At 62.3% G+C, this 12,326-nt stretch carries 8 protein-coding genes; 4 read left to right on the forward strand and 4 right to left on the reverse strand.

Translation table 11 applies throughout. From position 1 onward, the window contains the following. The first annotated feature begins 47 nt into the window (after positions 1 to 47). Positions 48 to 1,022, forward strand: a complete 975-nt coding sequence (locus NP503_RS26760; RefSeq protein WP_127271723.1) for a carboxylesterase — start codon at positions 48 to 50, stop codon at positions 1,020 to 1,022. 103 nt (positions 1,023 to 1,125) lie between these two features. On the opposite strand, the gene NP503_RS26765 is transcribed toward NP503_RS26760, so the two are convergent. After that, complete coding sequence (locus NP503_RS26765; protein ID WP_127269639.1) at positions 1,126 to 2,547, reverse strand: DEAD/DEAH box helicase; 1,422 nt, start codon at positions 2,545 to 2,547, stop codon at positions 1,126 to 1,128. 408 nt (positions 2,548 to 2,955) lie between these two features. On the opposite strand from NP503_RS26765, the gene NP503_RS26770 reads away from it, so the two are divergent. Then, positions 2,956 to 4,488, forward strand: a complete 1,533-nt coding sequence (locus NP503_RS26770; RefSeq protein ID WP_127269638.1) for an acyl-CoA carboxylase subunit beta — start codon at positions 2,956 to 2,958, stop codon at positions 4,486 to 4,488. 40 nt (positions 4,489 to 4,528) lie between these two features. Here NP503_RS26770 and NP503_RS26775 read toward each other — a convergent pair whose 3' ends face one another. Next, positions 4,529 to 6,532 (reverse strand): hypothetical protein, encoded by a 2,004-nt coding sequence (locus NP503_RS26775; RefSeq protein WP_127373035.1) that lies wholly within the window; start codon positions 6,530 to 6,532, stop codon positions 4,529 to 4,531. Continuing rightward, complete coding sequence (locus NP503_RS26780; RefSeq protein ID WP_127272668.1) at positions 6,529 to 8,073, reverse strand: NAD(P)H-hydrate dehydratase; 1,545 nt, start codon at positions 8,071 to 8,073, stop codon at positions 6,529 to 6,531. Before NP503_RS26780 ends, NP503_RS26775 begins: the two co-directional genes overlap by 4 nt. 358 nt (positions 8,074 to 8,431) lie before the next feature. Between NP503_RS26780 and NP503_RS26785 the strand changes: the two genes are divergently transcribed. Together NP503_RS26785 and glnA are read left to right on the forward strand one after the other, a co-directional pair. After that, positions 8,432 to 8,770 carry a P-II family nitrogen regulator gene (locus NP503_RS26785; RefSeq protein WP_006205430.1) on the forward strand — a complete coding sequence of 113 codons (339 nt, stop codon included), beginning with the start codon at positions 8,432 to 8,434 and terminating at the stop codon, positions 8,768 to 8,770. A 65-nt stretch (positions 8,771 to 8,835) separates the two neighbouring features. Next, positions 8,836 to 10,245 carry a type I glutamate--ammonia ligase gene (gene glnA / locus NP503_RS26790; protein ID WP_127269124.1) on the forward strand — a complete coding sequence of 470 codons (1,410 nt, stop codon included), beginning with the start codon at positions 8,836 to 8,838 and terminating at the stop codon, positions 10,243 to 10,245. A 742-nt stretch (positions 10,246 to 10,987) separates the two neighbouring features. Here glnA and NP503_RS26795 read toward each other — a convergent pair. Further along, on the reverse strand, positions 10,988 to 12,028 hold the full coding sequence (locus NP503_RS26795) for a glutamine synthetase beta-grasp domain-containing protein (RefSeq protein ID WP_127260164.1): 1,041 nt from the start codon (positions 12,026 to 12,028) through the stop codon (positions 10,988 to 10,990). Positions 12,029 to 12,326: the final 298 nt, after the last annotated feature.

A 12,326-nucleotide genomic window follows, 5' to 3' on the forward strand; every position in this document is an offset into this window, starting at 1 on the left:
CGGGCCGCCTGGGTCATGGTTGAGACAAGTGCTGCGTGGAGTCTGCGATGGGGCGACGGATCGTGCTTGCTGTGCTGGGCCTGATCGCCATTCTCGCACTGGCCTTCGTGCTCGGCCCGCGCGTTCGCGTCGACACCACGATCCGTTTCGATCCCTCGCTCATCGCTGACGATCCGCAGGCCTATGTGGCAAAGGCGGAAGCCGCCATCCCCGGAATCCGTGACGGGCTGGAAAAAGAGATCGTCTGGGCCGATCCGTTGGTGCATGCCAGGACGCCGCTGTCGATCGTCTACATCCACGGCTTTTCCGCATCGAAGGGCGAGGTCCGCCCGCTGCCCGACGAAGTGGCGGAACAGCTTGATGCCAATCTCTTCTACACCCGGCTCACCGGTCACGGGCAGGATGGCGCGGCGATGACGCAAGGCAGCATCAACGCCTGGATCAACGACTATGAGGAAGCGCTCGCCATCGGCCGGGCGATCGGCGACAAGGTGATCGTCATCTCGACGTCGACCGGCGGCTCGCTGGCGGTCTGGGCGGCAACGCAGCCCGGTGCATCGGACGAGGTGGCGGCGATTGCGTTCATCTCCCCGAACTTCGGCGTCAAGGCTTCGGGCGCCGAGATCCTGACCATGCCGTGGGGCAAACAAATTGCCAGGCTGGTCGCCGGCAAGGAACACAGCTTCGTGCCGCGCAACGCGCTGAATGAAGAATTCTGGACCACCCGCTATCCGATCGAAGCAACCTTGCCGATGCAGGCGCTGACCGAGCTTGCCTATGGCGCGCCGGTGGAGAAGGCGACCATCCCTGCTTTGTTCATCTTTTCTGATTCGGACAAAGTGGTGCGGGCCGACCGCACCCGCGAGATTGCCGGGCGCTGGGGCGCGCCGCATGAACTGGTTCCGGTCGATGACACCGGCGACCCGGACAGTCACGTCATTGCCGGCGACGCGCTGTCGCCATCGACCACGGCGTTTCTGGCGCAAAGGATCGCCGTCTGGATCGAAGCGGTGGTGAAGTAAGCCGACGAAAAAGGGCGGCCGAAGCATCGCTTCAGCCGCCCTTTCCTTGGTCTGTCCCGGCAATCAGCCAGGCTAAGCCTGACTGATTACAACGCGATCTGGCTTACGCAGCCCGCGCAGCCGGACGCTTGCCGCCGAAGCGACGCTTGTTGTTGCCTTTGAAGGCCGGCTTGGCGCCTTCCGGCTTGCGCTCGCCTGCGAAGGCAGGCTTGTCGCCGAAGCGCTTCTTGCCAAAGCCGTTGCCCTTGTTCTCGCCACCGGGCCGCCTGCCGTCGCGACGGCCATTGCGGTCGTTGCGATCATTGGCCGGCTCGAAGCGCTCGTTCTTTTCAGCCGGATTGCGCAGCGGATCGGGGCTGCCGAGATGGTCGGCAACGATCGGCAGCTTGGTGCGGATGATGCGCTCGACCTGGCGCAGCTTGCTGTTCTCGGAAGGATCGCAAAGCGTGATCGCGATGCCGTCCATGCCGTTGCGGCCGGTACGTCCGATGCGGTGGACGTAGCTCTCGGCTTCATCAGGCAGGTCGAAATTCACGACATGGCTGATGCCGGGGACGTCGATGCCGCGCGCCGCAATGTCGGTCGCCACCAGAATGCGCACCGAGCCGTCGCGGAAATCGTTCAGCGCTTTCTGGCGGGCATTCTGCGACTTGTTGCCGTGGATGACGGCGGCCTTGAAGCCGTCGCGCTCTAGGTCCTTGGTCACCCTGTCGGCACCATGCTTGGTGCGCGAGAAGATGATGACGGACTTCATCGCCTCGTCGGCGAGCATCGTCGACAGAACCTGGCGCTTCTGCTTGGTGCGGGCAAAGACGACGCCCTGCACGATCTCGGCCGCCGCCGTGCTTTGCGGCGCGACTTCGACGCGGATCGGGTTCTTCAGCAGGCCCTTGGCCAGTTCGGCGATTTCATTGGGCATGGTCGCCGAGAACAGCACCGTCTGACGGTCGGGCGCCGTCGCCTTGGCGATGCGCTTGACGTCGTTGATGAAGCCCATGTCGAGCATGCGGTCGCCTTCGTCGAGCACCAGCCATTTGGTGTCGGCAAGCACGAGGTCGCCCTCACGCACAAGGTCGGTCAACCGGCCGGGCGTGGCGATCAGGATGTCGACGCCGGGAGCAACCTTCTTCACCTGACTGAAGCGGGACACGCCGCCGAGCACGAGCGCGGTCGAGACATGCGCACCCTTGGCGAGGATCTTGATCGTGTCTTCGATCTGCACGGCGAGTTCGCGCGTCGGCGCCAGAATCAGCGCACGCGCCGTCTTCGGCCGGCGCTTGGTGCCAAGCGCAATGATCTTCGACAAGATCGGCAGCGCGAAGGCCGCGGTCTTGCCGGAGCCGGTCTGGGCGATGCCGAAAATGTCACGGCCTTCCATCTGAGGGGGGATCGCCTGTGCCTGGATCGGCTTCGGCTCGGCGAAGCCGGCGTTGTGGGTGGCCTTGAGCAGCGCGCCCGTAATACCCAGTGCCGCGAAACCGGTGAGTTCCGCAGTGCTACCGGGCAAAGTGTTTTCGTTGGTCAAAATAATCTTCTTTCACGCGGCTTCTGGCCGCAAACATCGATGGCGGCAGGGCGCAACCTGCCGTCGAAAAATCTGTGATGAACGACAAGGCGGGCGGACGTATTCGTCCACTCGGCTGCGCTGTCGTGCCCGCAGGCATCATGCCACGGGGCTTTTTCACCGCTTTGTGATTTACCGGAAAAAGGGCCGATATACCGGAAAGAGGGAAAACAGACGCAACCAGTCTCATTCGTCGAGAAGGCCGGATTCGTTCCCGGCCCAAGCGCCTATGGGCTGCATATGGCTGAGTTCGCCGCCAAATGCAAGGGGCGTCATGCTGCAGCGCAACAAAACCCGTGGCGCAAGCGGCGCTTGCGCTCGCTTGCCGGCACGATTACCACGAAATGCCACTGGCTTGGGAGGTAATCGATGAAAGACGTTCTCAAGGAACTCGAGCGCCGCCGCGAGATTGCCCGCATGGGCGGCGGCCAGGCTCGCATCGATGCCCAGCACAAGAAGGGCAAGCTCACCGCGCGCGAACGCATCGAGGTGTTTCTCGACGAGGGCTCGTTCGAGGAATTCGACATGTATGTCGAGCACCGCTCGACCGACTTCGGCATGGAGAACACCAAGATCGCCGGCGACGGCGTCGTCACCGGCTGGGGCACCGTCAACGGCCGCCCGGTCTACCTCTTCGCCAAGGACTTTACCGTATTCGGGGGCTCGCTGTCGGAAGCGCATGCCGAGAAGGTCATCAAGGTGCAGGAGATGGCGCTGCGCAACCGGGCGCCGATCATCGGCCTCTACGATGCTGGCGGCGCGCGCATCCAGGAAGGCGTGGCAGCACTCGGCGGCTATGCCGAGATCTTTCAGCGCAACGTGCTGGCCTCAGGCGTCATTCCGCAGATTTCCGTCATCATGGGACCGTGCGCCGGCGGCGACGTCTATTCGCCTGCCATGACCGACTTCATCTTCATGGTGCGCGACACTTCCTACATGTTCGTCACCGGACCGGATGTGGTGAAGACCGTGACCAACGAGACGGTGACCGCCGAGAGCCTCGGCGGCGCTTCCGTCCATACGACGAAATCGTCGATCGCCGACGGAGCCTATGACAATGACGTCGAGGCGCTGCTGCAGATGCGCCGGCTGGTCGACCTGCTGCCGGCTTCCAACACATCGGAGCTTCCCGAGATCGAATGCTACCAGTCGGTCACCGACCATGATTTGTCGCTCGACCGGCTGATTCCCGACAACGCCAACAAGCCCTACGACATCAAGGAACTGATCATGAAAGTTGCCGACGAAGGCGACTTCTTCGAAATCCAGCAGAACTTCGCCAAGAACATCGTCACCGGGTTCGGGCGCGTCGAGGGCCGCACCGTCGGCTTCGTCGCCAACCAGCCGATGGTGCTGGCCGGCGTGCTCGATTCCGACGCCAGCCGCAAGGCGGCCCGTTTCGTGCGCTTCTGCGACTGTTTTTCGATCCCGATCGTCACCTTCGTCGATGTCCCCGGCTTCCTGCCTGGCACCGCGCAGGAATATGGCGGGCTGATCAAGCATGGCGCGAAACTCCTGTTCGCCTATGCCGAGGCCACCGTACCGAAGATCACCGTCATCACCCGCAAAGCCTATGGCGGCGCCTATGACGTGATGGCGTCGAAACATCTGCGCGGCGACATGAACTATGCCTGGCCGACGGCGCAGATCGCGGTGATGGGTGCCAGGGGGGCGGTCGAGATCATTTATCGCAAGGACATCGGTGACATCGAAAAGATCGCAGCCCACACAAAGGCTTACGAGGATCGCTTCCTGTCGCCCTTCGTCGCCGCCGAGCGCGGCTATGTCGATGAGGTGATCATGCCGCACTCGACCCGCCGCCGCATCGCGCGCGCGCTGCGCATGCTGCGCAACAAGGACATGCAGAACCCCTGGAAGAAGCACGACAACATCCCGCTGTGAGGCGTGGCTGGGCATCTATCCGAGGTAACCGTCGGGCAGCTCACTCCTCTTCCGCCGCGCCAAATCCCGCCCCCATGGTGGCGCGGACAGGGCTGCCCCATGGCGTCGCGTGATTGTCGATACGCATCTGGAAGATAAAGTAAGTCGGCGAGCAGAAGCCGATGCCTTTCACCTTGCCGATGCCCGGCGTGTCAGGCGGCAGTGACTGGCACATATAGTCCTCGCGGCAGAAATGATCGGCCGAACAGGCCGGCCGGTTGCCGCGATTGACGGCGCCGCCAAGACATTGGTCGAAATTGTTGGTGGCCACGCAGATATCGAATTTCTTGCCGCCGACCAGCCCGCAAATCTCGTTCGGCATCGGCTTGCCGGCTTTGAAGGCCGCGAAGTCGCGGTCCTTGTCGTCGCAGCCGCGATAAGCGATCCCGCCCGGCACGCCGATCTTCGGCGGCCGGCAGGTATAGGCGGTGCGCGAGACATCCGGGGCGAAGGCCGCGAACTGGCCCGATCTGCTGTAGCGGTCGTTGAAAGGCTGCACCGCGTTGCTGGCGATCGAGCCGGTCAGGCAGGGGTGGCCGGAAAACATTTTTTCGCTGTCCTTGGGCAGCAGGCATTGCGCCAGTTTCGTGTGCACGCCTGAAGCGGTGGCCAGCGGCGTGCAGACGGTGCCGCCGTCGCATTGCCAGGTCGCGCCGAACCGCGCGGCATCTTCCGGCATCAGGCAAGGCATGGCCATCTCCGCCGGCGCGTAATCAACCGCGTCGGCGTTCGTCCAGACCGCCGGCGGCGCAAAGGAGAGCGGACGGAAGCGGTTCGGCTGCTTGCCTTCGGCCGTGGCGGCGAGCCACGCCTGGCGCCGCGGGATCTCGGCATGAAGATGCGGCGAAATCCCGACCTCGATGCGGTTCAACGGCGATGTCGTCTTGTCGTCTAGCCCGATGAAATGGAAACCGGCCGTCGAACCCGCCTGATGGCAACCCTGGCAGGCGCCATTGTCCAGCCGCTCGACCAGCGCTTCCGGCGTGCGCACCAGTTTCAGCGCGGAATAATCGAGCGGTGCGAAATCCTTGGGCTGGAATAATTGCGTAAACGGATGATTGGCCTGCCGCGCGCTGCCGAAGGTCGACCATGATATGATCTTTCTGGCCAGGAACTCGTCGGGGATTTGATAGACGCCTTCGTCAACCGCCGGCAAATTGGCGCCGACATAGGCGGCAAGCCGTGCTTTCAGCGCCGCGTCCTGCGAGAGCCGTGCGGTGTCGGGCGTGTTCTCCAGCGGCTTCTCGCTGATTTCGGCGCCATCGATGCCGAATACCCGCATGAGATAGGCCGCCTGCCCGCCGAACTCGGTTTCCTGGCCGGACGGGAAGCGCACCACCTGCGCGTTGAGCTCCAGCTGCTTGAAGGTCAGCCCGGCCTTCTCCAGCGGCCCGCCGGTCAGCCAGCCGGCATCGACGCTCTCGTCAAGCTGTGGCGTCCAGCGTCCGGCAGTGCCGACGCAGCCGCCATCGGCATCGGGCGCGGCGCTGTAGACGGCATTGAAATTGAACGGCAAGCGCGATGCCAGCAGCTTGCCGTTCTTGCGAAAACTGTAGGCCAGGCGGTAGATGAAGCGCACCTCGCCGCAGCTCCTGTCGCCTTGCAGCAGCATGAAATCGCGACGGTCGAGCCGGTTGACGACGCCGACCAGCCGGAAGCGCGCGGCATCGGTCTTCAGCCAGCGCATGTCCATGATGCGGCCGACATTGCCGTCTGTCACCTCGTAGAGCGGCCGCCCGCCGGCCTTCATCTCGGCGCGGAGCGCCGCAACATCGGAGGCAACGATGTCAACGATGGCGTGATAGGCGGGGGCCTCGTCGTAAAGCGTCTTTAGACCGTCCTCGCCGTCAACCCCCAAAACATCGGCGAAGCCGAAACCCCCGGCATCGAGCGCGGCGAGCACCGCCGGATTGTCGACGACGGTTACAGGGCCGACGGCGCGCGCCGTCGACGCCATGAAGACAGCGATGAGGGTGGCAAGCAGCGGAGCCAGGGCGCGGTTCATAGAACAGCCGTGCGCGCGTCGAAGAGTTCACGCAACACCGGCAGCAGCGCCAGCGGCAGATCCTCGGCGATCAGGCCGGGTCCGAACCGGCTGCCGGTTTCGGCGTGTAGCCACACCGCCGCGCAGGTGCCCTCGAAGGGCGGCATGCCTTGTGCGAGCAGACCGGCGATGATGCCCGACAGCACGTCGCCTGACCCGGCCGTGGCCAGCCACGGAGCGCCGTTGGAGTTGATGGCTGCCTTGCCAACAGGCGCGGCTATCACCGTGTCGGCGCCCTTGTAGACGATCGTTGCGTTGGCCCGCGCGGCAGCCGCTCGCGCCTTGTCCAATTTCGACATGGTTTTGTCCCCGGCGATATCTGGGAACAAGCGGCCGAATTCACCCTCATGCGGCGTGATCACCAACACTGGAGCGTTTGGCTGACGAGCGGCTTCGAACAGCGCCTGCGGCTGATGGGCCAGAGAGGTAATGGCATCGGCATCAAGCACGATCGCTCCTCCATGGTTTGCAGTTTGCGATGCGCGTGCACCCTCCGCCAAGGTCTTGATCAGTTGCAGGGCGAAATCGCCGACCTTGGGCTTTGGCCCGAGCCCCGGTCCAAACACCAGCGCCTCGGGATGGCGCGCCGTCAGAAATTCCTGCACCTCCTCGAATGACCCCGCCTCTCGCAGCATGATCGAGGTGAGGTGTGTCGCGTTCACCTGCATGGCATTGCCAGGCGACAGCACGGTGACCGCCCCTGCCCCGCTTCTGGCGGCGGCCATCGCCGACAGCCGCGCCGCGCCGGTAGCACTGGGACCGCCGGAAAAGACGCCGACATGGCCGCGCTTGTATTTATGCGCGTCCACCGCCGGCACCGGAAATTCCCGCAACCACAGATCCGGCACATTTTCGAAGGTCGAGACGGCGAGCTGGGCGATGATGCCGTCGCCGATGCCAATATCGGCGAGCACGATCTCACCGCATTGCCCGCGCCCCGGCAGCAGCAAGTGGCCGGGCTTTTTCCGCGCGAAGGTGACGGTGACCTCGGCACGAAACGCCCTGCTCAATATTTCGCCGCTGGCTCCCGAGACGCCCGACGGCAGGTCGATCGCGACCACAGGCAGGCGCAGGGCTGTCACTGTATCGACAGCTTTCGCGGCATCGCCGGACAGCGGCTTGGACAGCCCTGCCCCATAGAGCGCGTCGATCACGATCGAGCCGAACTCGGCGTCGAAATCAGACAGCGGCCGGGACTTGACCAGGGATTCCGCGGCGGCGAGCGCCGCATCGCTTTCCGGCCTCGGCGCTCCGGATGACCAGATCGTTGTGCCGACGCCGCTGCCGGCCAGGAGGCGTGCGACGACATAGCCATCGCCGCCATTGTTGCCGGGACCGCACAGCACATGGACATGCGGCGCTGCGGGATAACGCTTGAGAATCTCGGCCGCGACCGCTTCGCCCGCGCGCCGCATCAGGCTGATTCCATCGGCCGGACCGGCCGCGATCGTCAGCCGATCAGCCTCGCTCATTTCGGCCGGGGAAAGAAGTTCGTTGCTCATGGATTGCCGATCCGCATGCTATCAAGCATTGTCCAATTTCGATCCTAAGCAAACAAGGGGGAGTTGCCGAGATCTGCAGCCATAACGTCGGCACGAAGGCATTGCGGGCAGAAAATTGCCTGCGGGATAGGCGATATGCCTGATTTTTGTGCGGACGCAGGTGCTGGCGCTGTGTAGGCTCTGGCAGCCCATGCCGCTTCCGGTGCAGCGAATGACGCGAATTTGCATCCCGGTGCGGCGCGGCTTTGAAATCTTATGAGACCGCTTCGAATCCGCTGAATTGGCACAGTTCGTGCTTGATGGAGGCGCAAGCGGGGGGTCACAACCCGTTTTTTTGGCAGTGGAGGCCACTTTTTACATGAAAAAGATCGAAGCGATCATCAAGCCATTCAAGCTGGACGAAGTGAAGGAAGCGCTTCAGGAGGCCGGACTGCAAGGCATAACCGTCACCGAGGCAAAGGGCTTCGGTCGTCAGAAGGGCCATACCGAACTCTACCGCGGCGCCGAATATGTCGTCGATTTCCTGCCCAAGGTGAAGATCGAGGTCGTGCTTGGCGACGACGCGGTCGAAGGCGCCATCGAGGCCATCCGCAAGGCGGCCCAGACGGGCCGCATCGGTGACGGCAAGATCTTCGTCTCCAACATCGAGGAAGTCGTGCGGATCCGCACCGGCGAAACGGGCATGGACGCGGTCTGAACCGACCGCCCCATCCTCCTGAAAACGTCATCATCAAAAAAAGTCATCACACAGGGATACACGACATGACGACAGCCAAAGACATCATGAAGCAGATCAAGGACAACGACGTGAAATTCGTCGACCTGCGCTTCACAGACCCGAAGGGCAAGCTGCAACACGTGACGATGGATGTCATCGAGGTCGAGGAAGACATGTTCGCCGATGGCGTGATGTTCGACGGCTCGTCGATTGCCGGCTGGAAGGCCATCAACGAGTCCGACATGGTGCTGATGCCCGACCCGGAAACGGTTCACATGGATCCGTTCTTCGCCCAGTCAACCATGGTCATCCTGTGCGACATCCTCGATCCGGTTTCGGGTGAATCCTACAACCGCGATCCGCGCGGCACGGCCAAGAAGGCCGAGGCTTACATGAAGGCCGAAGGCATCGGCGACACCATCTTTGTCGGCCCGGAAGCCGAATTTTTCGTCTTCGACGACGTGAAGTACAAGGCCGATCCCTACAACACCGGTTTCAAGCTCGACTCCACGGAACTGCCGTCGAACGACGACACCGACTACGAGACCGGCAATCTCGGCCACCGTCCGCGCGTCAAGGGAGGCTACTTCCCGGTGCCGCCGATCGACAGCGCGCAGGACATGCGCTCGGAAATGCTGACCGTGCTCGCCGAGATGGGCGTGCGCGTCGAAAAGCATCACCATGAGGTGGCGGCGGCGCAGCACGAACTCGGCATCAAGTTCGACGCACTGGTACGCAACGCCGACAAGATGCTGATCTACAAATATGTCGTGCACCAGGTCGCCAATGCCTACGGCAAGACGGCGACCTTCATGCCGAAGCCGATCTTCGGCGACAACGGCTCGGGCATGCACGTCCACATGTCGATCTGGAAGAACGGCAAGCCGACCTTCGCCGGCAATGAATATGCCGGTCTGTCGGAAAGCTGCCTGTTCTTCATCGGCGGCGTCATCAAGCATGCCAAGGCGATCAACGCATTCACCAACCCGCTGACCAATTCCTACAAGCGCCTGGTGCCGGGTTACGAAGCGCCGGTTCTGCTCGCCTATTCGGCGCGCAACCGCTCGGCGTCCTGCCGTATCCCGTTCGGCTCGTCGCCGAAGGCCAAGCGCGTCGAGGTCCGCTTCCCCGATCCGGGCGCGAACCCCTACCTCGCCTTCTCCGCGCTGCTGATGGCCGGCCTCGACGGTATCAAGAACAAGATCCATCCCGGCCAGCCGATGGACAAGGATCTCTACGACCTGCCGCCGAAGGAACTGAAGAAGATCCCGACCGTCTGCGGCTCGCTGCGCGAAGCCCTGCAAAGCCTCGACAAGGACCGCGGCTTCCTGAAAGCCGGCGGCGTCTTCGACGACGACCAGATCGACAGCTACATCGAGCTGAAGATGGCCGAAGTGATGCGCTTCGAAATGACCCCGCATCCGGTCGAATACGATATGTATTACTCTGTCTGAGGCTTCAAGCTCAGACTAAGATACGCCATAATAACCAAGCCCTTGAAAGACTTCCCTCTTTCAAGGGCTTTTTGCTGCGCTCCAATAGGAATTGCCAGCTGACCGGCATGTCTCGCCTGCGCGGCAGCCACGCATGGACAGCCATATTGGTCTTTCGTCTTCGACGATCATACGATGCCTGGATTCTGGACCCACGGTCCATCGGAGCGGCCGGCCTGAGCGCGTCGGTCCGGTGACTTCAATCACTACTCGGCGATGTCCGGTGAAGATCAAGGCGGCCGGTCGGTCGCCAACGTTGGAGCCAGGAGCGAGCGGAGCACTGTCTCAGGCTACAGTGACCGCTCGTCCGGCGCCCACGCCAATGCCGCCGTTCAGAAAACCCCGCCCGTCCGAACAGCATTGCGTGACGTAACCCCAAGGCCTGCGAATACGCATGCCGTAGCGTGATCTGTCAACGCTGCAAGCCGGGCCGCGAATGACCGATTCTGCTGTATGAACAGATGCTTATGGAAGGTCCATTGCCCCAGATAAGGGCTGGAAAAGGCGCTTTTCCGGGCTTTATAGGGAGTGATCGCCGGAGGCTCACATGGCTGCGGCCAGAACTTCCGGGCGATTTGCGACCGCGTGAATTCCCTGACTTTTTCTGGGTATGTTTTACCAGGAATGCCGTCAGCCGGGTAACGGCCAAAAAAGAACCCCGGCGCGAAACGCCGGGGTCATCTTGTCATGCAGTCCGAAACGCTTACGCGGCGGCCGAAACCTGAGCGCTTGCCGGAACCGAGGCGATCGTCTTCAGGATCTGCGAGGCGATCTGGTAGGGGTCGCCCTGCGAGTTCGGACGGCGGTCTTCCAGATAACCCTTGTAGTCGCTCTTGATGAAGGAATGCGGCACGCGGATCGAGGCGCCACGGTCGGCAATGCCATAGCTGAACCGGTTCCACGGCGCGGTCTCGTGCTTGCCGGTCAAACGCTTGTCGTTGTCCGGGCCATAGACGGCGATGTGATCCATCAGGTTCTTGTCGAAGGCCGCCATCAGCGCTTCGAAATAGGCCTTGCCGCCGACTTCGCGCATATAGGCGGTCGAGAAGTTGGCGTGCATGCCAGAGCCATTCCAGTCGGTGTCGCCGAGCGGCTTGCAGTGGTATTCGATGTCGATGCCGTACTTCTCGGTCAGGCGCTGCATGAGGTAGCGGGCCATCCACATCTGGTCGGCGGCTTTCTTGGAGCCCTTGCCGAAAATCTGGAATTCCCACTGGCCCTTGGCAACTTCGGCGTTGATGCCCTCGTGGTTGATGCCGGCGGCGAGGCAGAGGTCGAGATGCTCCTCGACGATCTGGCGCGCGACGGAGCCGACATTGGAATAGCCGACGCCGGTGTAGTACGGACCCTGGGGTGCGGGATAGCCGCTCTCGGGGAAGCCGAGCGGCCGGCCGTCCTTGTAGAAGAAATATTCCTGCTCGAAGCCGAACCAGGCGCCCTCGTCATCGAGGATGGTGGCGCGCTTGTTGGAGGCATGCGGCGTGACGCCATCGGGCATCATGACTTCGCACATGACCAGCACGCCGTTGGTACGGGCGGGATCCGGATAGACCGCAACCGGCTTCAGCACGCAATCGGAGCTGTGCCCTTCGGCCTGCTGGGTCGAGGAACCATCGAAGCCCCACAGCGGCAACTGCTCGAGATCAGGGAATTCGGCGAATTCCTTGATCTGCGTCTTGCCGCGAAGGTTGGGGACCGGGGTATATCCATCGAGCCAGATATACTCGAGCTTGTATTTCGTCATTCTAGCCTCTCGTTGCTTGATCACCGAACACTGAACGGCGTCGACATGCGTCTGCCGTCAGCAGCCGGCCTGCCGCATTCTTAAAATGCAATTCGTGTGCCATTCTTGGTGTGAAGGGTGCGGCAAAATTGACCCGGTATCCACTCGAAGTCGGTGATCCGCCTAAGCGATGCGTTCCGATCAATCACAGTCGTTCTTTGCACAAATAGTGTGCAATTGCTGATCTTTTCATAGGCATATTGCCTAACTTGATTGCAGACCTTATCTTCGGATCAAGTTGAATCGAAAAGGTTCGGCA

This window comes from Mesorhizobium sp. SEMIA396, from assembly GCF_024518615.1.
GTDB lineage: Bacteria > Pseudomonadota > Alphaproteobacteria > Rhizobiales > Rhizobiaceae > Mesorhizobium.